The sequence below is a fragment of the Plantibacter sp. PA-3-X8 genome (assembly GCF_003856975.1).
Lineage (GTDB): Bacteria > Actinomycetota > Actinomycetes > Actinomycetales > Microbacteriaceae > Plantibacter > Plantibacter auratus.
This window is the reverse complement of the sequence record NZ_CP033107.1, coordinates 2816096-2839620: the sequence shown is the minus strand read 5'-3', so window position 1 is coordinate 2839620 and position 23525 is coordinate 2816096. Positions and strand designations below refer to the sequence as shown.

The 23525-nt window shown below is 70.0% G+C and carries 23 protein-coding genes and 1 other RNA gene; 8 read left to right on the top strand and 16 right to left on the bottom strand.

Annotation, left to right across the window (positions count from 1 at the left end):
* Nucleotides 1–62: 62 nt before the first annotated feature.
* Entirely contained in the window at nucleotides 63–494 is a 432-nt protein-coding gene (locus tag EAO79_RS13430; RefSeq protein WP_079705872.1) for an RDD family protein, read from the bottom strand.
* Nucleotides 495–633: 139 nt separating this feature from the next.
* On the opposite strand from EAO79_RS13430, the gene glnA reads away from it, so the two are divergent.
* On the top strand, nucleotides 634–2058 hold the full coding sequence (gene glnA / locus EAO79_RS13425; protein WP_056005986.1) for a type I glutamate--ammonia ligase: 1425 nt from the start codon (nucleotides 634–636) through the stop codon (nucleotides 2056–2058).
* 75 nt (nucleotides 2059–2133) lie between these two features.
* Here glnA and EAO79_RS13420 read toward each other — a convergent pair whose 3' ends face one another.
* The 4 genes from EAO79_RS13420 to EAO79_RS13405 form a co-directional block, all read right to left on the bottom strand.
* The gene (locus tag EAO79_RS13420; protein ID WP_124769297.1) at nucleotides 2134–5127 is read right to left on the bottom strand and encodes a bifunctional [glutamine synthetase] adenylyltransferase/[glutamine synthetase]-adenylyl-L-tyrosine phosphorylase; all 2994 of its coding nucleotides are present in this window, start codon (nucleotides 5125–5127) and stop codon (nucleotides 2134–2136) included.
* A gap of 21 nt (nucleotides 5128–5148) precedes the next feature.
* Complete coding sequence (locus EAO79_RS13415; RefSeq protein WP_079705870.1) at nucleotides 5149–6504, bottom strand: glutamine synthetase family protein; 1356 nt, start codon at nucleotides 6502–6504, stop codon at nucleotides 5149–5151.
* A gap of 97 nt (nucleotides 6505–6601) precedes the next feature.
* Complete coding sequence (locus tag EAO79_RS13410; protein ID WP_124769296.1) at nucleotides 6602–8569, bottom strand: hypothetical protein; 1968 nt, start codon at nucleotides 8567–8569, stop codon at nucleotides 6602–6604.
* A gap of 104 nt (nucleotides 8570–8673) precedes the next feature.
* Nucleotides 8674–8859 carry a hypothetical protein gene (locus EAO79_RS13405; RefSeq protein ID WP_064293764.1) on the bottom strand — a complete coding sequence of 62 codons (186 nt, stop codon included), beginning with the start codon at nucleotides 8857–8859 and terminating at the stop codon, nucleotides 8674–8676.
* A gap of 34 nt (nucleotides 8860–8893) precedes the next feature.
* Here EAO79_RS13405 and map point away from each other — a divergent pair, with 34 nt between their 5' ends.
* Both map and ppgK read left to right on the top strand, forming a co-directional pair.
* Complete coding sequence (gene map / locus EAO79_RS13400) at nucleotides 8894–9796, top strand: type I methionyl aminopeptidase (protein WP_124769295.1); 903 nt, start codon at nucleotides 8894–8896, stop codon at nucleotides 9794–9796.
* Nucleotides 9797–9805: 9 nt separating this feature from the next.
* Complete coding sequence (gene ppgK / locus EAO79_RS13395; RefSeq protein WP_124769294.1) at nucleotides 9806–10582, top strand: polyphosphate--glucose phosphotransferase; 777 nt, start codon at nucleotides 9806–9808, stop codon at nucleotides 10580–10582.
* Nucleotides 10583–10817: 235 nt separating this feature from the next.
* Here the strand turns inward: ppgK and rnpB are convergent.
* From rnpB to EAO79_RS13375, 4 genes are all read right to left on the bottom strand, one after another.
* An RNA gene (gene rnpB, locus EAO79_RS13390) (RNase P RNA component class A) lies at nucleotides 10818–11184 on the bottom strand.
* Nucleotides 11185–11255: 71 nt separating this feature from the next.
* On the bottom strand, nucleotides 11256–11993 hold the full coding sequence (locus EAO79_RS13385) for a zinc ribbon domain-containing protein (protein WP_124769293.1): 738 nt from the start codon (nucleotides 11991–11993) through the stop codon (nucleotides 11256–11258).
* Between the two features lie 44 nt (nucleotides 11994–12037).
* Complete coding sequence (locus EAO79_RS13380; RefSeq protein WP_124769292.1) at nucleotides 12038–12853, bottom strand: Nif3-like dinuclear metal center hexameric protein; 816 nt, start codon at nucleotides 12851–12853, stop codon at nucleotides 12038–12040.
* Between the two features lie 36 nt (nucleotides 12854–12889).
* On the bottom strand, nucleotides 12890–13507 hold the full coding sequence (locus tag EAO79_RS13375; RefSeq protein WP_124769291.1) for a LysE/ArgO family amino acid transporter: 618 nt from the start codon (nucleotides 13505–13507) through the stop codon (nucleotides 12890–12892).
* A 71-nt stretch (nucleotides 13508–13578) separates the two neighbouring features.
* Here EAO79_RS13375 and EAO79_RS13370 point away from each other — a divergent pair, with 71 nt between their 5' ends.
* The 3 genes from EAO79_RS13370 (at nucleotide 13579) to EAO79_RS19115 (ending at nucleotide 15203) form a co-directional block, all read left to right on the top strand.
* Nucleotides 13579–14475, top strand: coding sequence for a LysR family transcriptional regulator ArgP (locus EAO79_RS13370; RefSeq protein ID WP_371413645.1), 897 nt, complete (start codon nucleotides 13579–13581; stop codon nucleotides 14473–14475).
* Nucleotides 14476–14538: 63 nt separating this feature from the next.
* Nucleotides 14539–14958: an organic hydroperoxide resistance protein gene (locus EAO79_RS13365; protein WP_124769289.1), complete on the top strand. Its 420-nt coding sequence runs from the start codon at nucleotides 14539–14541 to the stop codon at nucleotides 14956–14958.
* Nucleotides 14959–15038: 80 nt separating this feature from the next.
* Complete coding sequence (locus EAO79_RS19115; RefSeq protein WP_164486944.1) at nucleotides 15039–15203, top strand: hypothetical protein; 165 nt, start codon at nucleotides 15039–15041, stop codon at nucleotides 15201–15203.
* A 14-nt stretch (nucleotides 15204–15217) separates the two neighbouring features.
* Here the strand turns inward: EAO79_RS19115 and EAO79_RS13360 are convergent, their stop codons facing one another.
* The 3 genes from EAO79_RS13360 to EAO79_RS13350 form a co-directional block, all read right to left on the bottom strand.
* A complete protein-coding gene (locus EAO79_RS13360) occupies nucleotides 15218–15457 on the bottom strand; it encodes a hypothetical protein (RefSeq protein ID WP_124769288.1) in 240 nt (79 codons plus the stop codon).
* A gap of 133 nt (nucleotides 15458–15590) precedes the next feature.
* Nucleotides 15591–16517 carry an aldose 1-epimerase family protein gene (locus EAO79_RS13355; RefSeq protein ID WP_124769287.1) on the bottom strand — a complete coding sequence of 309 codons (927 nt, stop codon included), beginning with the start codon at nucleotides 16515–16517 and terminating at the stop codon, nucleotides 15591–15593.
* A 10-nt stretch (nucleotides 16518–16527) separates the two neighbouring features.
* A complete protein-coding gene (locus EAO79_RS13350; RefSeq protein ID WP_124769286.1) occupies nucleotides 16528–17826 on the bottom strand; it encodes a kynureninase in 1299 nt (432 codons plus the stop codon).
* 71 nt (nucleotides 17827–17897) lie between these two features.
* Here EAO79_RS13350 and EAO79_RS13345 point away from each other — a divergent pair, with 71 nt between their 5' ends.
* Both EAO79_RS13345 and EAO79_RS13340 read left to right on the top strand, forming a co-directional pair.
* On the top strand, nucleotides 17898–18542 hold the full coding sequence (locus EAO79_RS13345) for an FMN-dependent NADH-azoreductase (RefSeq protein ID WP_124769285.1): 645 nt from the start codon (nucleotides 17898–17900) through the stop codon (nucleotides 18540–18542).
* A 90-nt stretch (nucleotides 18543–18632) separates the two neighbouring features.
* Entirely contained in the window at nucleotides 18633–20204 is a 1572-nt protein-coding gene (locus EAO79_RS13340; protein ID WP_124769284.1) for a molybdopterin-dependent oxidoreductase, read from the top strand.
* Nucleotides 20205–20228: 24 nt separating this feature from the next.
* Here EAO79_RS13340 and EAO79_RS13335 read toward each other — a convergent pair whose 3' ends face one another.
* The 4 genes from EAO79_RS13335 to EAO79_RS13320 all read right to left on the bottom strand — a co-directional run bounded on the left by EAO79_RS13335 (nucleotide 20229) and on the right by EAO79_RS13320 (nucleotide 23332).
* Nucleotides 20229–21005: an SGNH/GDSL hydrolase family protein gene (locus EAO79_RS13335; protein ID WP_085510819.1), complete on the bottom strand. Its 777-nt coding sequence runs from the start codon at nucleotides 21003–21005 to the stop codon at nucleotides 20229–20231.
* 45 nt (nucleotides 21006–21050) lie between these two features.
* Nucleotides 21051–22094: an LLM class flavin-dependent oxidoreductase gene (locus EAO79_RS13330; protein ID WP_124769283.1), complete on the bottom strand. Its 1044-nt coding sequence runs from the start codon at nucleotides 22092–22094 to the stop codon at nucleotides 21051–21053.
* Between the two features lie 50 nt (nucleotides 22095–22144).
* Complete coding sequence (locus EAO79_RS13325) at nucleotides 22145–22495, bottom strand: hypothetical protein (protein ID WP_079705855.1); 351 nt, start codon at nucleotides 22493–22495, stop codon at nucleotides 22145–22147.
* 177 nt (nucleotides 22496–22672) lie between these two features.
* On the bottom strand, nucleotides 22673–23332 hold the full coding sequence (locus EAO79_RS13320; RefSeq protein WP_241160880.1) for a ThuA domain-containing protein: 660 nt from the start codon (nucleotides 23330–23332) through the stop codon (nucleotides 22673–22675).
* Nucleotides 23333–23525: the final 193 nt, after the last annotated feature.

The window sequence follows — 23525 nt, the reverse complement described above, 5'->3', positions numbered from 1 at the left end:
GCGGTACGGAAAGAACGGCCGCCCTCCTGATGGAGGGCGGCCGTTCGCGTTTCCGGCTGCGTTCAGCGCACCCGCAGGAGCACCGTGCCGGCGACCTTGTCGTGGAAGCCGCGCTGGTCCGAATCCCAGACGAGCGCCGGGACGAGCACGCAGAGGAGCACGGTACGCACGGCCGGCCGCCAGAGTCCGACCCAACCGCCGGTCAGCGGCATGAGGCGCATGCCGCACAGGCGATGACCGAGACTGCCGCCGATGGTCGGGATGAACACGAACTGCATGATGGCGAAGATCACGAGCGTCGCGGTTGCGTCGTAGGCGAAGAACGCGACGGAGAGGACGACGGCCAGGGCCCAGTCGATGACGAGCGCGGTGATCCGCCGACCGACCCGCGCGACCGATCGGACGCCGCTCTCCGGGAGTCCGAGGCGTTCACCGGGGAAGGCGCTGGGAGGAAGCTCTCCGAAGGTCCGTGGATTCTGCGGGGTGTGGGGCACTGTGCCATTCTATTCGGGCGGGGATTCTCGTAACATCCACGAAACATGGGTGTCATGGCGGGGTAACCCCCTCCCCGTAGTCTCACAGATGGCTGCGCTGTGCAGCCTCCCTGTACCAACCCCATTTGGAGCCATTCACATGTTCAGTGATTCTTCCGAAGTGCTCAAGTTCATCAAGGACACCGATGTCAAGTTCCTCGACATCCGCTTCACGGACCTTCCCGGCGTGCAGCAGCACTTCAACATCCCGGCCAGCACCGTCGACGAGGAGTTCTTCACCGTCGGCCAGCTCTTCGATGGTTCGTCCATCCGTGGCTTCGCCAACATCCACGAGTCGGACATGCAGCTCATCCCGGATGTCTCCACCGCTTACATCGACGCCTTCCGTGCCGAGCGCACGCTCATCATGGTGTTCGACATCTACAACCCCCGCAACGGCGAGATCTACTCCAAGGACCCGCGTCAGGTCGCCAAGAAGGCTGAGAAGTACCTCGCCTCCACCGGCATCGCCGACACCGCGTTCTTCGCCCCCGAGGCAGAGTTCTACATCTTCGACGACGTCCGGTACGAGGTGAACCAGCACTCGAGCTTCTACTCGGTGGACTCCGAAGAGGGAGCCTGGAACACCGGCCGCGCCGAAGAGGGCGGCAACCTCGGCAACAAGACGCCGTACAAGGGTGGCTACTTCCCCGTCAGCCCCGTCGACAAGCAGGCCGACCTCCGCGACGACATCAGCCTCAAGCTGATCGACGCCGGCCTCATCCTGGAGCGCGCGCACCACGAGGTGGGCACCGGCGGCCAGGCCGAGATCAACTACCGCTTCGACACCATGGTCGCCGCGGCGGACGACATCCTCAAGTTCAAGTACATCGTGAAGAACACGGCCGAGCTGTGGGGCAAGACCGCGACCTTCATGCCGAAGCCGCTCTTCGGCGACAACGGCTCGGGCATGCACACGCACCAGTCGCTGTGGAGCGACGGCAAGCCGCTCTTCTACGACGAGAACGGCTACGGAGGTCTCTCCGACCTCGCCCGCTGGTACATCGGTGGCCTGCTGAAGCACGCCCCGGCCGTCCTGGCGTTCACGAACCCGACGGTGAACTCGTACCACCGCCTGGTCCCCGGCTTCGAGGCCCCCGTCAACCTGGTCTACTCGGCCGGTAACCGCTCGGCGTCGATCCGTATCCCGATCACGGGCACGAACCCGAAGGCCAAGCGCATCGAGTTCCGCGCGCCCGACGCCTCCGGCAACCCGTACCTCGCGTTCGCCGCTCAGCTGATGGCCGGCCTCGACGGCATCAAGAACCGCATCGAGCCGCACGAGCCCGTCGACAAGGACCTCTACGAGCTTCCCCCCGAGGAGGCCAAGAACATCCCGCAGGTGCCCGCATCGCTCGGCGCTGCGCTCGAGGCGCTCGAGGCGGACCACGAGTTCCTCCTCGCCGGCAACGTCTTCACGCCGGAGCTCATCGAGACCTGGATCCAGTACAAGCGCGAGAACGAGATCAAGCCGCTGGCTCAGCGCCCGCACCCGTTCGAGTTCGAGCTGTACTACGGCGTCTGACGACACCTGCTGCACCGCGAACCGCCCGTCATCCGCTCGGATGGCGGGCGGTTCCGTGCGGTCGAGGCGATCGGCTCAGATGCCGTAGAAGCCGTGCTCGAAGACCGTCCGGGCGCGCCGGGTGGCCGCGAGGTAGTCCTGTTCCAGGAGACTCGCCGACCCGGTCGGGTACTCCAGGAGCCGCGCCACACCTTCGAGCTGTTGTCGGTCGCTCGGCAGCACGTCCTGCGTCTTGTTCAACCACAGCGTCATGGCCGAGCGGATCCGCGACGCCAGGATCCAGGCCTCACGGAGTCGTTCGGCGGACTCCCGGTCGACGAGATCCGCCTCCACCGCCGCGTCGAGCGCTCGGAGCGTCGAGGTGGTTCGCAACGACGGCACCGCCGCCCCGTGCTCGAGCTGGAGGAGCTGCACGAACCACTCGACGTCGCTGAGCGAGCCGCGCCCGAGCTTCAGGTGTCTCGTCGGGTCGGCGCCCTGCGGCAGCCGCTCGTTCTCGACACGTGCCTTGATCCGCTTGACCTCGCGGACCGACTGCTCGCTGATCGCCGCTGGGTAGCGGACCGTGTCCGCCACCTCGGTGAACGCCTCGACGAGCTCGGTGTCGCCCACGACTCCGGCGGCGCGGAGCAGCGCCTGCGCCTCCCAGGTGAGGGACCAGCGCGCGTAGTAGTTCCGGTAGGAGTCGAGGGAGCGCACGAGCGGACCGTTCTTCCCCTCGGGACGGAGGTCGAGGTCGAGGTCGAGCGGGAGCCGGGCGTCCTCGCTCAGACGCTTGAGTTCTGCGGCGATCGCTCCGGCCTGCCGCTGTGCGTCCTGGGTGTCGACCCCGTCCTTCGGCCGGAACACGTAGAGGACGTCGAGGTCCGAACCGAGTCCGAGCTCTGCGCCGCCGTAGCGGCCCATGGCGATGATGGCGAACTCGATGTCCGCGCCGAGGCCGCCGATGCGTCTGACGGCGCCGAGGAGCCCTGCGAGCGTGGCCGTCGACACGTCCGTCAGCCCCGCGGCGAGGCCCTGCACGTCCAGCATCCCGACGGTCGACGACATCGCCAGCCGGAGGACTTCGCGTCGCCGCACCGCGCGGATGGCGGCGGCTGCGGTGTCCGGTGAGTCGTGTCGTCTGAGGATGGCGGCGATCTCCTCGCCGAGCGCGGACGACGATCGTGGGAGGAGGTCCTCGTCCCCCGCGAGCCAAGCGGCCGACTCGGGGATGCGGTCCATGAGCTCGCCGATGAACCGGGACCCCGAGAGGACCCGCGTGAGCCGCTCGGCCGCGCCTGAGGAGTCGCGGAGCATCCGCAGGAACCAGTGCGACTCGCCGAGGGACTCGCTGAGCCGTCGGAACGCGAGCAATCCGTAGTCGGGGTCGGCGCCGTCCGCGAACCAGCCGAGCATCACGGGGAGCAGATGCCGCTGGATGTTGGCGCGTCGAGACACACCGGCGGTGAGCGCCCCGATGTGGGCGAGCGCGCCGCGGGGGTCGACGAAGCCGATCGCCGCGAGTCGCGCCTCCGCCTGACCGCTCGTCAGACTCAGACCGCTCTCGGGCAGGGCCGCGACCGCCGAGAGTAGCGGACGGTAGAACAACCGCTCGTGCAGCTGCCGGACACCGTGCTTCGTGGCCTCCCAGCGCGTGACGAGGGCCTGTGCGGTCGTCGCGAGCGTGCTCGACCGGGCCAGGGAGCGGAGCGACGGCTCGTCGCGCGGCATCATGTGCGTGCGCTGCAGGCGCGTCAGCTGCAGGCGGTGTTCGAGCACACGGAGCAGGCGGTAGTCGTGCGCGAACTCCTGCGCCTCGGCTCGACCGATGTACCCGGCGGTCGCGAGGCCGTCGAGGGCGGCGAGGGTGCCGCGTTGATGCACGGAGTCGTCGAGCTGTCCGTGGACGAGCTGCAGCAGTTGGACCGTGAACTCGATGTCGCGGAGCCCGCCCGGGCCGAGCTTCAGTTGGTAGTGGACGTCCTCCGCGGGGATGTGTTCGGTGACCCGTTCGCGCATGCGCTGCACGGATTCGACGAAGCCCTCGCGGGACGCACTCCCCCACACCTTCGGCTGCACCGCCTCGATGTAGCGGGCACCGAGCTCGGGATCGCCGGCGAGGGCCCGTGCCTTGAGGAGGGCCTGGAACTCCCAGCTCTTCGCCCAGCGGTCGTAGTAGACGAGATGCGACTCGAGCGTGCGGACGAGGGCGCCGGCCTTCCCCTCCGGACGGAGGTTCGGATCGACCTCCCACAGGCTCGGCTCGAGACCAGCCTGTCCGAGACCGCGCATGGTGAGGACCGCGAGCCGGGTGGCGATCTCGACGGCACGCCCGTTGTCGAGCCCGTCCTCGTCGTCGCCCGAACCCTCACCGACGAAGATGACGTCGACGTCGGAGACGTAGTTCAGTTCTCGTGCGCCCGCCTTGCCCATGCCGATGATGGCGAAGCGGGTGGCCGCGACCTCCTCGCGCGGGTACACGCCGGGCCCCCTCGGGCCGCTCGTCTGCGTGCGTGCGACGGCGATGGAGGCCTCCAACGCACCCGCCGCGAGGTCGGAGAGGGCACTGGCGACCCGGTCGAGCACGACGATCGGGTCCGGGGCGCAGAGGTCGAAGAGGGCGACCTCGGCGAGCAGTCGGCGGTAGACCACGCGGATCGCGTCCCAGGCCGGCTCCTCGACGATCGCGGCGAAGCCGTCCTCGGCACCGACGCTCGCGAGCAGTTCGTCGCGCGCCTCCTGCAGCGTCGGGACGCGGGTGACCGGCAACTCGAACACCGACAGCTGGTCGGGGTGGCGGAGGAAGAAGTCGATGAACCCCTGCGAGGCGCCGAACAGTCGGAACAGTCGCTCGGCCGAGGCCTGGTCCGCCAGGAGCGCCGACAGCTCGTCGGGTGACTTCCGACCGACCATCAGCACACCGACCAGCGCGGCGTCGGGGTCGGCCGCGACGGCGAAGGAGGGCGACAGCGACGCCGGGTCGAGCTGGACGAGCTCGGCGAGCTCGTCCAGCCGGTCCCGGGCCTCACCCAGACCGGTGAACCCGAGTCGGGCGAGCGTGCTCAGAGAGATGTTCTCGCGGACCATGCGACCGACCGGTCCCCTCGTCTAGAGCATCTCCAGGTTGCTGGCCAACTCGAAGGGGGTCACCTGGGCCCGGTACTCGTGCCATTCCTGTCGCTTGTTCAGCAGGACGTAGTTGAACACCTGCTCGCCGAGCGTCTCCGCCACGAGTTCGGAACCCTCCATCAGGCTGACCGCGCGATCGAGGCTGGCGGGCAGGGCGTTGTATCCCAGTGCCCGACGCTCGGTGTCGGAGAGGGTCCAGACGTTGTCCTCAGCCTCCGGCGGGAGCTCGTAGCCCTCCTCGATGCCCTTCAGCCCAGCGGCGAGCATGAGCGAGAAGGCGAGGTACGGGTTGGCGGCGGAGTCGATGGCGCGGTACTCGACCCGAGCGCTCTGGCCCTTGTTGGGCTTGTACAGCGGCACGCGCACGAGTGCGGAGCGGTTGTTGTGGCCCCAGCAGACGAAGCTCGGGGCCTCGGACAGCTTGTTCGGACCGACGCCACCCCAGAGTCGCTTGTAGGAGTTCACGAACTGGTTCGTCACCGCGGTGATCTCCGGAGCGTGCGTCAGGAGTCCGGCGATGAACTGCCGGCCCGTCTTCGAGAGCTGGTACTGCGCACCCGCCTCGTAGAAGGCGTTCGAGTCGCCCTCGAACAACGACATGTGCGTGTGCATGCCGCTGCCGGGCTGGTGGACGAGCGGCTTCGGCATGAACGTTGCGTAGACGCCCTGCTCGATCGCCACCTCCTTCACGACGGTGCGGAAGGTCATGATGTTGTCGGCCGTCGTCAGGGCGTCGGCGTACCGCAGGTCGATCTCGTTCTGGCCGGGGCCCGCTTCGTGGTGGCTGAACTCGACGGAGATCCCGAGGTCTTCGAGCATCCGGACGGAACGTCGACGGAAGTCGTGCGCGGTGCCACCGGGGACGTTGTCGAAGTAGCCCGCGGAGTCGACCGGCTCCGGTCCGTCGACGCCGTACTGCGAGGACTTCAGCAGGTAGAACTCGATCTCGGGGTGCGTGTAGAACGTGAACCCCATGTCGGCGGCCTTCGCCAGGGTGCGCTTCAAGACGTTCCGCGGGTCGGCGACGGCGGGCTGGCCGTCAGGCGTCGTGATGTCGCAGAACATGCGCGCCGTCGGGTCGATCTCGCCGCGCCACGGCAGGATCTGGAAGGTCGTCGGATCGGGGTGGGCCAGGAGGTCCGACTCGTAGGAGCGGCTGAGCCCCTCGATCGCCGATCCGTCGAAGCCGAGGCCCTCGGAGAACGCGCCTTCCACTTCGGCCGGGGCGATCGCGACGGACTTGAGCGTCCCGACGACATCGGTGAACCACAGCCGGACGAACTTGACGCCCCGCTCCTCGATCGTGCGGAGAACGAAGTCGCGCTGCTTATCCATCTGCCCCTCTTCCTTCGGCCGGCGGCCCGTGTCTAGGCTACTGGCTCCGTCCCGGTTCCCGCTCATCAGCGCGCGCCGGGCGTGGGCGATCCACGGCTCACCACCAGGCGAGGACGAAGAGTGCGGTCCAGCCGGTCGTCGCCGCCCACAGCAGTGAGAGGGCGGCGATCCGCAGCCGCGATCCACGGTGGGCCCCTTGCCAGACGGGCACCAGCCCGAGGCAACTCACGAGGAGGGCGATGGAGAGCCACGGCAAGGCGGCGGGCACCCCGACGAGAGCGATCGCCGGACTCGAGGCAGCCGCACGGACGAGCACGACGGCTCCGCCGATCGCCCACGTCGCTCCGAACACCGGAGCGATCCCCAGCAGGAGACCGTCCTGGACCGGCTGGCGCCGAAGCGCCTGGGTGATCAACCGGTAGCCCCACGCCACGGACCATCCGATGGCCACGAGCCCGAACAGGATGGGCAGCACCAGTAGCAGCCACCCGCCACCGGTGTCCGACGAGGTCTGCTCGGCCCATCGCGGGCTCGCCGCGACATCGGCTCGATCGACGACGGCGACGGCCGCGTCGTCGGCGTCGCAGAGCGCCGCCCGATAGCTCGCCGGCTCGCTGAGCCACGCACGCATCGCGACCCGTGCGCACGCACTGCTGACCGATGGGACGGCTCCCGACCCGGGGAAGACCGCCACGAGGGCGTCCGCCGTGCCGTCGGCGACGGGGACGGCGAGGGCGGCTGCCTGTTCCGGGGCGCCGAGCACGAAGACCGACGTCCCGATCGCTCCCGGCGGCGGCGTCGCACCCACGGCGAACGAGGAGCAGGCGGCGGCCGCGACGTCCTCCAGCAACGTCGGCGTGGTGACCTCCGCGTCCGAGCGTTCGATCGCCCCAGGCCAGCCGGTCGTCGAACACCCGAGCACACGGTCGAGGATGCCACCGGAGTCGGCCAGCTGGGCGATCGCATCGTTCGCCACGGGATCCAGCACCGTGCTGTCGCCGTCCGCGACGGAGCTCAGGAGCACCGGGAGTGCCGCCTGGGCGGTGGGTTCGGACAACGCGTGTGAAGCGATCGCCAGGAGCGCGTCGCCACCGAGGGTGATCGGCCGCGGTCCGGAGGTGCGGTGCGGTGCGGCGACGAGCGCATCGGTGGCGGCGGTGAGGATCCCGGCCGAACGTGAGACCTCGGTCGGCGCGGTGTCCGGGGTCGCGGACTCCGGCTTCTCGGCGGCGGCGGCTTGTGGTGCCGCCGGCGGGGACGGAACGGGACCCTGCGGCTCGACGCCGCGCGCACGGACGACGGCCAGGGAGGCCGCCACACCGCCAGCGGAGACGATCCCGGGTGCACCCAGGTCGGGGCCGTCGAGGACGACGCCGTCGACGCCACCCGGATCGGCGTCGGACGCCGCGAGGGCCACGCCGGCCGACGAGCCCACGGCCAGGATGGTCCATCGCGCGTAGCCCAGCTGCTGACGGAGGTCGCGGAGGTCCGCCGCCGCAGGCGCGACGCCGAAGTCGCTCGGCACGATGCCGTCCTCCTGCCAGGCCGCGGCGCAGGAGGCGAAGGCCGTGCCGATCGCGGCGACGCGCGCTGCGCGGTCCCCGTCAGCGCCGAGCGACGCGCGGATGGCGGCGGTCGCCGACGCACAGTCGAGCGACGGCGTGGCGTCGCGACCGCCCCGGCGTTCGACGAACACCACGTCGCGGTCGGCGGCAAGCCCGCCCTCGACCGCGAGCTGCTGGATGTCGAGCGTCGAGAGCGCCGATCCGCCGGCGAGGTAGACGAGCGGCGATCGCCCGGTCTCGAGGGCGGCCGGTACGAGCACGTACGGCAGGGTCGCCTCCGCCGAGTCCGGCACCGCGCGCGACAGGGGCACCGTCAACACGCCGCAGCGGGAACCACCGGGCACCGCGGTGACGCACTCGGCGGTAGTGACCTCGGCGGCGACCGTCGGCGCTGCACCGGCTGGCGACGTCGGCATGAGGAGGAGTCCGAGGGTGAGGGCCGCGACGGCACCTCGTCCGACGGCGATCGGTCGCCTCCGCGGACGGTCGATCCTGTGCATGTTCCCCCCGCTCGAGCTTCATCGCTCGGCCCATCCTGGCGGATCACACCACGCCTGCGGAAGAGGGCTTACCCGCAATCCGCTCGCGTTGCGACCCGGGTGGCTCAGTCCTCGGCAGCCTCGTCGGCGTCCCACTTCGCGCTGTTGGCACGCAGTCGCTCGAGTGCGTGCGAGGCCTCCGCAGCCGTCTCGAAGGGACCGACGCGGTCGACGACACTCGACTCGAAGCCGAACTCGACCTGACCGGTCTTCGTGTTGTACCAGTACTGCTCGGATGGTTCCTTCGCCACGGCGCGTCTCCCCTGCTCGGTTAGGCTTGATCCTATGCCTTTCGACACCGCAGGTCACCTGATCCCCGGTCGCGTCGGCCGCCCCCGATCGGTGCCGGAGACGATCGTCCGCCCCGAGTACGTCGGCCGCGCCGCACCGGCCACCGACACCCGGGGCGACCTGTATTCGGCTGAGGAGATCGAACGCATCCGGATCGCCGGGACCATCGCCGCCGATGCGATCCAGGCCGTCGGCGCGGCGGTCCGCCCCGGGGTGACCACCGATGAACTGGACGCCATCGGACACGCGTTCGTCATCGGTGAGGGCGCCTATCCGTCGACGCTCGGGTACCGCGGCTACCCCAAGTCGATCTGCAGTTCGGTCAACGAGGTCGTCTGCCACGGCATCCCCGACGACACCGCTTTGCGCGAGGGCGACCTCGTGAACATCGACATCACCGCCTACCTCGACGGCGTGCACGGCGACAGCAACGTGACCTTCCTCGTCGGCGACGTCGCCGACGACACCCGTCTCCTCGTCGAGCGCACCCGGGAAGCCCTCAACCGCGGTATCAAGGCCGTCGCCCCCGGCCGGCAGATCAACGTCATCGGTCGTGCGATCGAGTCCTACGCGAAGCGGTTCGGGTACGGCGTCGTCCGCGACTTCACGGGCCACGGCGTCGGCCGGTCCTTCCACTCGGGGCTGATCGTCCCCCACTACGACGCCGCGCCGCTGTACGACACGGTGATGGAGCCGGGCATGGTGTTCACGATCGAGCCGATGCTCACGATCGGCTCCCAGGACTGGGAGCAGTGGGACGACGACTGGACGGTCACGACCCGCGACCGGTCGTTGACAGCGCAGTTCGAGCACACGCTCGTCGTCACCGAACGCGGGGCGGAGGTCTTGACCCTTCCGAGCACGATCGACGCCGCCGCAGCGCCCGCGGCGCTCTAGGCTGGACGCATGACGAACGCAGCTCCCCGGTCCGCCGTCGGCATCGATATCGGAGGGACCGGCATCAAGGGTGCGGTCGTCGATCTCACGACGGGTGCCCTCCTCACCGATCGGGTGAAGATCCCCACGCCGAAGGGTGGCGAGCCGAAGGACATCGTCGTGACGGTGCGGGAGGTGCTCGAGCAGCTGGCCCCGGCCTCGGACGGACTCCCGCTCGGCGTCTGCTTCCCCGCGATCGTCCGCAACGGCCGGACGATGTCCGCGGCGAACGTCTCCGACGCCTGGATCGGCCTCGAAGCCGAGCAGCTGTTCGAGCAGGGCCTCGGGCGTGAGATCACCTTCGTGAACGACGCCGACGCGGCCGGATACGCCGAGACGGAGTTCGGCGCGGCCAAGGGCGCCAGCGGCCTCACGATCCTGACGACGCTCGGCACCGGTATCGGCACGGCGCTCATCTACAACCGCACGTTGATCCCGAACGCGGAACTCGGGCACCTGGAGATCGACGGCAAGGACGCCGAGACGCGTGCGTCCTACGCGGTCAAGGAGCGCGAGGACCTGAGCTGGGAGAAGTGGGCCAAGCGCCTCCAGAAGTACTACGAGCGCCTCGAGTTCCTCTTCTCGCCCGATCAGTTCGTGGTGGGCGGCGGCGTGTCCAAGCACGCGGACCACTTCCTGCCACTCCTGAAGCTCGACACCCCGATCATCCCCGCCGTGCACCGGAACAACGCGGGCATCCTCGGCGCAGCCGCGCTCGCCGCCGGCCCCGCCGAACGCATCGCCTGAGTGCTGCGGGGCGCTGCGGCGGTGTCGTCGTCGCGGCCCGCAGCGACGCGTTGGGTGTGAACGGGTCGACCGGTACGCCGGGTTCTGTCCCACGCTTGCGCGGGTGTCGCAGTACGGCTCGACGCAGTCGCGGCCGTGCTGAGGTGTGAACGGGTCGACCGGTACGCCGGGTTCTGTCCCACGCTCTCGCGGATGTCGCAGTACGGCTCGACGCAGTCGCGGCCGTGCTGAGGTGTGAACGGGTCGACCGGTACGCCGGGTTCTGTCCCACGCTCTCGCGTTTGGACGGCCATCTCTCTCGGGACGACGTTGCCGCCGCCCTCTAGCGGTCTACCCGGGAACTTGGCGAGCAGCCTCAGCGTTCCCTGTTGACCTTGCTCCGGACGAGGTTTACCGAGCCGACCGGGTCACCCCGGTCGCTGGTGGGCTCTTACCCCACCGTTTCACCCTGACCGTGGTCGCCCACGGCGGTCTGTTCTCTGTGGCACTGTCTCGCGGGTCACCCCGGGTGGGTGTTACCCACCGCCCTGCTCTGTGGAGCCCGGACGTTCCTCGGCACCGACACCCGGAGGTCTCGGCGACGCGACCGTCTAGCCGGCCCGTTCACGGAGACGAGTCTACCGGCCCGTGACATCGGCCGCGGACCGCCGGTGTCGTAGATCCAGCGTCCGGCTCAGAGGAGGCCGGACTCGTCCGTCCGGACGACGATCGCGGCGCACTCCGGGCACTGCACGACCTCTTCGGACGGTGCGGCGCGGACGGCCTGGAGGTCGTTGCCGGTGAGCGACATCTTGCATGCTCCGCAGGTGCCGGCGCGGAACAGTGCTGCACCGATACCGCCGCGGGCGCGGCGCTGGTCGTAGAGGGCCAGGAGGTCGGCGGGGATGCCGGGTGCGAGTGACTCGCGGTCGGCGGTGAGTCGTGCCCGTTCGGCCTCGAGTTCGACGAGTGCGGCGTCGCGCTTGGCGACGACCTCGTCGAGGAGTTCCTGGAGTCCGGCGCGCTCGGCGTCGACCTGGGCGACGGCGTCCTCCGCGGCCTCCACCCGCTCCATGACGTTCAGCTGGATCTCCTCGAGGTTGTTCTGCCGGTTCTGCAACGAGGCGATCTCGCTCTGCAGCGCTTCGACGTCCTTGACGGAGGTCGACGACTGGAGGCGGTCGGCGTCGCGCTTCATGCGGGCCGCGACGACGGCGACGTCGGACTCGATGCGCCCGAGCTCGGTCTGTGCGTCGTCGCGGACGCCGACCCGCTCCAGGCGACGGAGGCGGACGGTCTCGATCTCGGCCTGGAGCTGCGCGATGCGCGCGGCCTCGGGGAGGTTCGCCGCGCGGTGGGCGGTGCGCTGCACGCCGGTGTCGATGCTCTGCAGGGTGAGCAACGTCTTCTGGTCTGCTGGGCTGGCTTTCACGTCTGTTCCAAACTCTCGACTCATCACCCTACCGGCCGCGCCGACTACTGGGTGACGACGAAGTCCCACGGGTCGGTACGCAGCTCGCTGACCCGGACGTCGAGTCCCGGGAGCTCTCGTCGGAGCGCGTCAGCGGCCCCCTCCAGCCACAGCCACTCGCTCGCCCAGTGGGAGACGTCGACGAGCGCCGGCCCGCCGCCGAGGAGCGCCTGTTCCCGGGCCTCGGATGCCGGGTGATGGCGGAGGTCGGCTGTGATGTACACGTCGGCCGCGCGGACCGCGGGGTGGGACAGGAGCGAGTCCCCCGCTCCCCCGCAGAGCGCGATCCTCCGGACGGCCTGGTCGTAGTCGCCGGAGGCACGGACCCCGGTGGCGGTCGCCGGCAGGATCTCGGCGAGGGCACGTGCGATCGCGCCGAGCGTCGTCTCCTCCGGGAGGTCGCCGACCCGACCCAGCCCGGTCAGGCCGTCGGCGGCAGGGACGATCGGAGCCGGGTCGTGCAGGCCGAGCCGCTGCGCGAGGACGTCCGAGGTCCCGTCGACGACGACGTCGGCGTTGGTGTGTGCGGCGATGAGTCCGGCGCCGCCACGGATCAGGCGCGTGATGAGCGACCCCTTGTACCGGTCACCCGCCACGGTCGTGACACCACGCATCAGCAGCGGGTGGTGGACCAGCAGCAGACCGTCGGGGCGCTCGAGCACCTCGTCGACGGTCACGCCGACCGCGTCGACCGCCAGGAGCACATGCCCGACCGGCTGGTCCGGGTCGCCGACGAGGAGCCCCGGGGCGTCCCAGTCCTCGGCTCCGGACAGTGGCCAGAGGCGCTCGACGACCGTGTTGACCTCACGCAGGGTTCTCATCACCCGGCAATCCTAACCAGGCACCCTCCAGCACGCTCAGGGGCGCAGGACGAGCATGATCGCGAGGGCGATCATGACGAGCGCGATCGCGACGTCGAGGATGCGCCAGGCCACGGGCTTCGCGAAGACCCCGCGGAGCAACCGAGCGCCGTACCCCAGAGCGGTGAACCACAGGATGCTCCCGAGGACCGCGCCGGCGGCGAACCACCACCGCCCCACCTCCCCGTGCGTGTTCGCGATCGAGCCGAGGAGGAGGACGGTGTCGAGGTACACGTGGGGGTTCAGCCAGGTGAGGCCGACCACGGTGAGCACCGCCGCCCTGAGTGAGAGGCCGTTGCCACCGCGGTCGGCGGCGAGACCGGACGGGGCGAGCGCACGGCGTGCGGCCAGCAGTCCGTAGCCGAGTAGGAAGGCCGCGCCGGCCCAACGGAGGACCACGAGGACCACGGGGAACCGCTCCACGACAAAGCCGATGCCGCTGACACCGGCGATGATGAGCACCGCGTCGGAGAGTGCGCACACGAGGACGACCGGCAGGACGTGCTCGCGCCGGATGCCCTGCCGGAGGACGAAGGCGTTCTGGGCGCCGATGGCCACGATGAGTGAGAGGCCGAGGCCGAGGCCCGCGATCGCGGCCTGCAGTGCAGAGGTCATGCTCCGACCGTAAGAGGCGCAGCATGATGAATCCAGTTCAATATTCTGATGAATCGTAAGATCCTCTTATGATGGATTTCCACTTCGATCAACTGCGGGCCTTCGTCGCCGCCGTCGATCACGGCACCTTCGAGTCGGCCGCCCGAGAACTGATGGTCACGCCGTCGGCGATCAGTCAACGCATCAAGGCCCTCGAGCAGAGCGTCGGACGGGTCCTCCTGCTCCGGACCAAACCGATCACCATCACGGCGTCAGGTGAGATCGTGCTTCGCCTCGGCCGCGCGGTGCACCTGCTCGGTCACGACGCGGCGCTCGAGTTGCACGCCGACGACCCGCTCACGCCGGCCACCCCGGCGGTGATCCCGATCGTCGTGAACGCCGACTCCCTCGCCACCTGGCTGCTGCCCGTGCTGGCGGACGTCGCAGCACGGGAGTCGATCGTCTTCGACCTCGCTCGCGAGGACCAGGACCATTCGACCGACCTCCTCCGTGCGGGCAGCGTCATGGCCGCGGTCACGTCGAACGCCGAGCCGGTCCAGGGCTGTACGGTGCGGCCTCTCGGCCGGATGCGTTACCGACCGATGGCGGCACCCGCGTTCGCGACACGCTGGTTCGAGGACGGGGCGACCGCTCAGGCGCTCACCGCAGCGCCCGTCGTCGTGTTCGACCGGAAGGACGATCTCCAGGACGCCTACCTCCGACGACGTGGTGTCGACCCCGCCGACCCGCCGCGACACCATGTTCCGGCCTCGGCGGACTTCGCGACCGCCGTCGGCCTCGGTCTCGGCTGGGGCATGCTCCCGGACGCGCAGTCCGACGCGCCGCTGCGCCGGGGCGAGCTCGTCGTGCTCGACGACACGGGCGGCGTCGACGTCCCGCTGTTCTGGCAGCAGTGGCGACTCCACTCCCGGCTGCTCGAGCTCGTCACGACGGCGGTGGTCGACGCGGCCCGATCCACGCTGCACTGAACGACTGCCGAGAGGTCCCGGAGAAGGTGCACCGGGCACGCACGACGGTGCAAGGATGGAGCAATGGATATCGCGTACACAGCAGTTGCCCATGCCACCGGAGGCGGACGAGACGGACACGTCCGCAGTGAGGACGACCTCCTCGACTTCGACACCCGTCCCCCGAAGGAACTCGGCGGCAGCGGCGAGGGCACCAACCCCGAGCAGTTGTTCGCCGCCGGCTTCGCCGCGTGCTTCCTCAGCGCCCTCCACGCCGTCGGGCGCACCGCGAAGCTCGACACGAAGGACGCCGAGGTGTCGGCGAGCGTCGGCATCGGATCGAACGGTGAGGGCGGTTTCGGCCTGGCCGTCGAGCTCGACGTCTACGTGCCGAACGTGACGCACGTTGAAGCCCAGCAGCTGGCCGACCAGGCGCACCAGGTGTGCCCCTACTCGAACGCCACACGCGGCAACATCGACGTGACGGTGTCGATCGTCGACTGACGAAGCTCCCGCCCGCAAGGGCTGTCGATCGTCGTGTCCGCCGGTTGCGCTGGCGGGCACGACGATCGAGAGGAAGCATCATGTCTGACTTCGGGGCGGTCGAAGGCATCCGTGACGAGGGCGCGGCAGCCATGCTGCCGGGGCTCCCGGATGCCGTGGTCGAGGACGAGGAGCTGGATGACGACGCGCCCGCCGAGGACGCAGCAGACGAATCCGGTACGGGTCTCGCCGGCTCAGGGACCTGACGCGGAGATCGCGCTCAGCGCAACATCGACGCGGCGATGACGCCGACGATGCCGAGTTGCAGCGCGAGCACGATGCCGATCGTGATGAAGAGCGTGCTCCAGAGGACGATGTTCCCCAGGAGGACGCCCACGAAGGCCCCGAACCGTCCGCGGGGTCGAGCCGTCGACCGCGCCACCTGAAGCCGCTCGGTCTGCGCGACTCGGGGCGTGGACAGGGTGAAGAGATTCGGGCTGGTGTCCAGGTGCGTGGTCATGCCACCAGTGTCCGTCGACACCCGGGGGCGGCACATCGGACGCCGGGGCGATCATCGCCCCCGTGGCGTCATCCTCTGAGCTGATCCTCCTCCGCCCGTGGAACCGTCGACCGTCCGCCGATCGGCGTGCCGGTCACACCTGCGTGAGTCGGATCCCCCAGGACAGCGACCACCGCTCGTCGGGCTCCAACCACCGGAGTCCGGTCCCGCTGTTCAGTGCATCGGCGGGGGCCGTCATGGGCTCGATGGCGATGGCCTGCGTCGGTCCGTCTGCCGCTGGGAAGTTCTTCGGCGTGTAGACCTGGACGAATCGGAAGTCGTCGTCCGCCCAGAGCTCGACGGTGTCGCCGTCCGGTGCGGTGATTCGGTGTCGGACGGCACCGTCGACCTGCTGGACCGAACCCAGGCCGACGTCGATCGAGAGGTCGCCCACGCGAGCACCCGAGCGCAGGTCGTACGGGGTCCCGTCGACGGGACGGGAGACGACCGGGATGCGCTGCTCGTCCGTCTCGAACCAGGTGTCGGCGGCCACCGTCACGGTGAGGTCGGCGGTCGGCACGTCGCCGAGCGCCAGGTAGGGGTGAGCGCCGACGGCGACCGGCGCGGGGCGACTCGACCGGTTCACGATGGTGTGGGTCACCCGCAGGCCGTCATCGTCCACCGTGTAGGCGACCGAGGTGTCCAGGCGGAACGGGTAGCCGTGCTGCGGGAACACCGAGGCGAGCAGGGTCACCGCGTGATCGGTGTGATCCCCCGCCCGGTATCCCGTGTTGCGCAGGAGACCATGGGAGGCGTTCCCGGTCGCTGCCTCGGTGACGTCGAGCTGCTGCGGTTCACCGTCGAGCGTCCACCGGGCATCTCGGACGCGGTTGGGCCACGGCACGAGCACCATCCCGCACCCCATCGGGGCGACGACGTCCTCACCGAAGGACTGCACGAGGGTGCGTCCGCCGACCGTCAGTTCGCGCAGTCCGGCGGCGAGTTCGGTGACCGTCGCTCGGACCTCGCCCTGCGGACCGGTGCGGTGAAGACGGTACTGGGTTCCAGAGGCAGCGGGCATGCCGCCAAGCCTACGACGGACGTCCGCCAGGCGGGGTGGAGCCGCGTGAGGCCGTCCACCGGTGGACGGCGTCGGCGATCCGGATCAGCCCGAGTTCGAGCTCGGCGAAGCCGGAGCTCAAGGGTGCGACCCCGATGCGGAGACCGTCCGGGTGCCGGAAGTCGGGGATCACGCCCGCATTCCAGAGCAGCGGGGTGATCTCGCGGAACGACGGGTGACCGAGCGTCACATGGCCACCGCGACGCGCCGCGTCACGAGGGGTCATCACCCTGACACCGGAGCCCGCGAGGTGCTCATCGGCCCAAGAGATCGCGAACGCGGTGAGCGCCACGGACTTCGCCCGGATGGCGGCGACACCGGCGGACTCGATGAGCGTCAGCGAGTCCTCGAGCGGCAGCATGCCGACGATCGGTGGTGTCCCGCTGAGGAACCGGCGCATCCCGACGGCCGGCTGATAGGCGTCGGCCATGGCGAAGACGTCGGCGGCGCCCATCCACCCCTGGATGGGCTGGAGGAGCCGGTCCTGATGGCGCGCCGCGACGTAGGCGAACGCAGGGGCACCGGGCCCGCCGCCGAGGTACTTGTAGGAGCAGCCCACCGCGAGGTCCACGCCCCACTCGTCGAGCTCGATCGGGACCGCACCGGCGGAGTGGCACAGGTCCCAGAGGACGAGTGCTCCCGCCTGATGGGCGATCGCGGTCAGCTCCTCGACGTCGAGCAGGGCTCCGGACCGGTAGTCGACCTGGCTGAGCACGACGAGTGCGGTCTGCTCGTGGACCACCTCGCGCAGCTGGTGCGCGGCGACACCGTGGACCGGGTCGGCGTCGATCCAACGGACGCGCAGACCGCGTTCAGCGGCGATCCCCTCGATCACGAAGCGGTCGGTCGGGAAGTTCCCCGCATCGATCACGAGCTCGTCGCGCCCAGCGGCCCCTCCGGCGGAGGACATCGCGTCGACCGCCGCGCGGATCAGCTTGTACAGCAGCACGGTCGTCGAATCGGCGACGACCGTCTGGCCGGGTGCGGCACCGAGCACGACCGATCCCAGGCGGTCGCCGAGCGTCAGCGGCAGCTCGAACCAGCGGTCGTCCCACGACCGGATGAGCCTCGTCCCCCATTCCTCCGCGATGAACGACTGCAGCCGCTCCGCCGTGGCCCGCAACGGCCGCCCCAGTGAGTTCCCGTCGAGGTAGGCGATGACGCCCTCGGCCGGGACGAACGCCGCGCGGTGTTCCGCGAGCGGGTCGGCCACGTCGAGGACGCGTGCGTCCTGGCGGGCGGACGTGGTGGGGGCTGGGGCGTCGACCATCCTGCGACGGTAACCGCCACCGGTGCGCGCCGCAAGGAAGCGGACGGGACCCGGCTTGCTAGCGTTGCCGCATGCCAACCCTCCTGCACCTCGACTCCTCCGCCGATCTCGACACCTCCCGGTCCCGCCGGCTCTCGCAGGCCGTCGTGGACGCCTGGTCGACCTCCGACCCCACCGGCGTCGTCGTCCGTCGCGACCTGCACCTGGATCCGCTCCCCCACCTCGCCGACGCGAGTCTCCACTGGGCGCCGGCCGACCGCCGCCCCGGTACGAACCCGCCCGCCGAGGCCGAGACGCTCCAGCGCGTCCTGCTCGACGAGCTGCTCGGCGCCGACATCGTCGTGATCGGCGCGCCGCTCTACAACTTCTCGATCCCATCGTCGCTCAAGGCGTGGATCGACCACATCCACGTGCCTGGTGTCACCTCCGCGGACACGGGAGCGCTCACCGGCCGGCCGGTCGTCATCGCCACCAGCCGTGGGATCGCCTACGACGCGGGCAGCCCGACCGAGGGTTGGGATCACGAGGTGCCGGCGCTGCGGACGTTGTTCGGCGGAGCGCTCGGCATGGACGTCCACGTCATCACGACGAGTCTGACCCTCGCCGACCGTGATCCGGCGCTCGCAGCGCAGCTCGAACGGAGCGAGCAGGAGTTCGCCGAGGCCCTCCGGCTGGCGTCCGAGACGGGACTGCGGCTGGCCGTCTCGACGGCCTGAACGCCGAGACGACGGGCGGACGACGGATCCGACCCGTCTGATCCGGGCAGTGCTCCGAACTCCTGTCGAGCCACGATCAGGGAGAAGCACATGCCATCGAAGCATCAGACCGGCACCACGCGGAGCGGACGACGTCTCGTCTGGTTCGCGGCAGCACTGTCCGGAATCGTCGCAGCAGCGGTGTTCCTCGCGATCGCCGAGCTGGCGGCGCTGTTGTTCGCCCGAGGCAGCAGTCCTCTCCTCACCGTCGGATCGTTCGTCATCGACATCGTCCCGCGGTGGGCGAAGGAGTTCGCGATCGAGACCTTCGGTGGCAACGACAAGATCTTCCTCCTCGTGAGCCTCGGGGTCGCCGTCGTGATCGCCGCGGCGATCGCCGGGGTCCTGCAGCAGATCCGTCCACCGCTCGGTGTCGTGGTCCTCATCGCGGCCGGCGTCTTCGCCGGTGCGACGACCGTCACCCGTGCCGGTGCCACCCCGCTCGCCGTCGTCCCCGTGATCCTCGGTCTGGCGGCCGGTGTCGTGATCCTCGTCCTCCTGAGTCGTCGCCTGCCGAAGCGGGCCACGAACGGCTCGGACGACGAGCGCGCGGCGTTCGACCGCCGAGGCTTCTTCCGCGTGGCCGGCATCGCGGCGGCCGGTGCCGTCGTCGTCGGCGTGGGCGCACGCCTCGTGAACGTCACCACCTCGTCGATCACAGCCGTCCGCGACGCCCTCAAGCTCCCGGCGCCGAAGTCGACCGTCACGATCCCCGACGGAGCCGAGGCGGACGTCGACGGCCTCAGCCCGCTCTTCACGCCGAACGACAAGTTCTACCGCGTCGACACCGCGCTGACCGTGCCGACGGTCGACCCGGCCACCTGGACGCTCACGATCGACGGCATGGTCGGCGAGCAGGTGCAGATCACCTTCGAGGAGCTCCTCGCCATGGGTCTCGACGAATACGTCATCACCATGACCTGCGTCTCGAACGAGGTGGGCGGCAACCTCCTGGGCAACGCGAAATGGCTCGGTATCCCGGTGCGTGACGTCCTCAAGCGGGCGATGCCCGACTCGAAGGCCGACATGGTCCTGTCCACGAGCGTCGACGGCTTCACGGCGAGCACGCCGATCGAGTCGCTCACCGACCCGAACCTCGACGCGATCCTCGCCGTGGCGATGAACGGCGAGCCCCTGCCGCTCGAGCACGGCTTCCCCGTTCGCATGGTCGTCCCGGGCCTCTACGGCTACGTGTCGGCGACCAAGTGGTTGACGAAGCTGACGGTCACGACCTTCGACAAGGACGAGGCCTACTGGACCCCGCGCGGCTACGACGCGAAGGCGCCGATCAAACTCTCCTCGCGGATCGACACGCCCCGGATCGACAAGCAGCTGCCGGCCGGACCGGCGAAGATCGCGGGTGTCGCCTGGGCGCAGACGGTCGGGATCGCCAAGGTCGAGGTCAGCATCGACAACGGCGACTGGCAGAGCGTCAACCTCACGACCGCCATCAACGACGACACCTGGGTGCAGTGGTGGATGGACTGGGAGGCGACCGCCGGTACGCACTACGTCGCCGTCCGTGCGACCGACAAGGCCGGGAACCTCCAGATCGAGGAGCAGGCGCCGATCGCTCCCAACGGATCCTCCGGTTGGCAGCGCACGCTCGTCCGCGTCGGCTGACGATCCGCGGCTGACCGGTGCCGGTCAGCCGCGGGTGTCGACCGGCTGCAGCTGGGCGATCTTCGGTTCGCGGCCGTCACCGGAGGAACGTCCGGTCAGGCGGCGCCCGATCCAGGGCAGCACGTGCTCGCGGTAGTAGGCCGCGGTGCGACGTTGACGCGGACCGGGCGGCGCAGCAGCGACGTCGTCGATACCCCACTCCTCCGGGACCGGCACGTCGAGCGCCGTCAGCACGTTGCTCGCCACCCGGGCGTGGCCGAGGGCGTTGAGGTGCAGGCGGTCCACCGACCAGTATCGGAGGTCGGCGAGCGTCCGATCGGCCCAGTTGTCGACGAAGGTGACCCCCTCGCGCGGGTACCGCACCCTGACGGCCTGGGCCAGCTGCTCGCCGCGGCGGGCGAGGAGCGAACCCATCGGGATGTGGGCCGAGGGGTTCGCCCCGCTCAGCAGCAGCACGTGGGCACCTCCGGCACGCAGTCGCTCGACCGCACCGTCCAAGCGGTCGGCGACACCGTCGATCGACACCCGCGGGCGCATGATGTCGTTGCCGCCGCCGTTGAAGCTGACGAGGTCCGGACCCATCGCGATCGCTCGGTCGAGTTGTTCGTCGAGGATCGGCAAGAGTTTCCGCCCGCGGATGGCGAGGTTCGCGTAGCTGACGGTCTCCGTGGACGCCCGAGCGAGGCCGAGGGCAACGAAGTCGGCCCACCCGCGAAGGGTGCCGTCCTCTCGAAGATCCCCGTAGCCCTCACTGAAGCTGTCGCCGATGGCCACGTACCGTCTGAACCCGTGCTGCGTCATACCTGCACTGTACGCGCGACCGGAAGCCGTCTCCGACCGGTCCGCTCAGGCCGGACGGGACTCCCCGTCCGCGGCCGGTCGCCAGCCGAGGGCGGGGCCGAGTGCGCCGGCGATGTCGGTGAGCAGCTGCGTGTAGTCGTCCGGTTCGAGCGTGAACGGGAGCGCGAAGGCGACCTCGTCGACCTCCTGGAATCCGGCGTGCTCGTACAGCCGCTCAGCGATCTCCGCGCTGCTGCCGACGAGGTCCTCCGCGAAGAGCATCCGCCGCGGCCCATGGGCGACGCCGACGCGGTGCCGTCTCGAGTCGACGTACTCGTGGTAGCGGGCGCGTTGGGACGCGGTCGCGGAGTCCGTCGGGATGACCACGAGCCCCTGTGACACGCGGGCCCGCTCACCCGCCGGGTGGAGTTCTCGGAACCGACGCACCTGGGCGGCCTGGTTCGCGGCGAAGTCCGTCGTGCCGTCCTCGGCGGCGATGACGCTGCTCGTGAGCAGGTTGAAGGACTGCTCGCCGGCCCAACCGGCCGACCGCAGGCTGCCGGCTCCGTACCAGAGCCGCTCCGCCAGACCGTCGGCATGCGGCTCGACCCGTGAGGAGTAGTCCTCCTGGCCCTCACGACCGGCGCTGTCACTGACGACGTCACCGCGGATGAAGGAGCGGAGGCGCAGGACGCGGTCGTAGCCGAGGTCCTCCTGGTCGAGCGTCGACGGATAGATCGCGTGCTTGAACGCGTCGAACCGCATCGGCTCCCCGGTGCTGAAGCCGGGAAGCAGTCTGCCTCCCGAGAGGACGTCGACCGTGCCCAGGTCCTCCGCGAGCCGGAAGGGGTTCTCCGCGCCGAGCGGTGTGACCGCGGTGCCGAGCGCGATGCGCCTCGTGCGCTGCGTCGCGGCGGCGAGGACGGCGACCGGTGAGGAGATGCCGAACTGCAGGTGCCGGTGCCGCAGCCAGGCACTGTCGAACCCCAGGCGTTCACCGAGCTCGATGAGCTGCAGGGTCGCCTCGTGCCCCGCCGCCGGCTCCTCGGGGTCGAACAGGCCCATCGTGAGGAAGCCGAGTCTGCGGAGCGGTGCTGAGGATCGGGCCATGCATCGACTCTACGACTCCGCCGGAGCCGGACGTACCCGCGCCGCGGGTGTCAGCTCGGCGACCCGGCCAGCACGGTGAACATGGCGCCGAGGCTTCCGAGGATGAACAGCATCGTTCCGAGCTGCATGGTCAGCGACTTGTTCCGTGACGCGGTCGGGACGTCCACCTCGAGGATCGGACAGCCGGACCAGCCCAGCAGGCCGATGCTCAGACCCACGATGACCGAGCAGCACCACCACACCACGCGGAGTCCCTCGGCGAGGACGGCCGGCCGCCAGCCAGAGCTGAGGAGGAGTCCGAGGACGATCGCGGTGCTCCCGACCGCGACGCCGAACCAGACGGTTCCGGTGCGCATGATGCGCTGGACGTTGTTCTCAGGTGACATGAGGTCCTGTGACACGTGGTGCGGCTTTCTCGAGGTTCCGATTCCTGATGCGGGCCGCGGCCGGCGATCATGGTCGCTCGCAGCCCCGAACAGGAGCATAGACCCGCTCAGGACGCCCGACTCCCGTTCGACGGGGGCTTGCGCCGACGGGGGTCGCGACACAGACGAGGCCGGTCGAGGATCCGTGACGGATCACGCAGACGGTGCCCGGGCCGTCCACCGTGCCAGCGTCGCGAGCAGGGCACGGTGCTCCGCCGAGGCGTAGGAACGCTCATCGTGTCCGAGGGCGTCGACGGCGACGCGGGAGGGCCCCACCTCGCGCACCCACACCGCGGGGAACCGCTCGCCGTCGACGTCGTGCTCGGCGACGGTGGTGCTCCGACCGACCGGTTGCAGCCGTAGGTACTGTTCGTCGTCCACCGGGATGTCGCCGAGCGGTCCGCCTGCTGGGGACGCCAGGCCGCGGACGACGGTCGGGCCCATCGGCGGATGCCAGGACACACCGGGCAGCCAGAGCGCCCCGATCGTCGGCGCCCAGTCCGGGTAGTCGCGGAGCGAGGCGAGCGCGGCGTGCATCGCGAGCACACCGACACCTCGACCGAGCGCCTCCGCGAAGCCGTCGATCGCGGCGGCAGGCGTTCGGCCCTGGTCCTCGGACCGCCACGGGTCGCCGGCGTTGACCACGAGGAGCTCCACGCCGTCGAGTCTCGTCATCGCACGATCGACGTCCTCGTCGATCTCGACCGCGAAGCCGGCCGTCTCCAGGACCTCGGCGATGAGCGGGCTCGTGCGCGCGTAGGGGTGCCACGGATCCGCATACCGACCGCTCCCCGATGCGATGAGTGCTTTCACGGTTCCCCCTCGTCCGATCCGTCGGCGCCGGTCACCGTCTCCACGGCCGACGCCTCTCCAGGGTACGGGGCCTCCCCGACGGCTGCGTCGCCCGCCGATTGTGTCCGCGCATGTCGTCGTCACCTGCGCCCGCCCCGGTGCCGACCGTAGAGTGCCTGTCACCGACGCCGGGGCGTCGACGACGGCCGAGCTG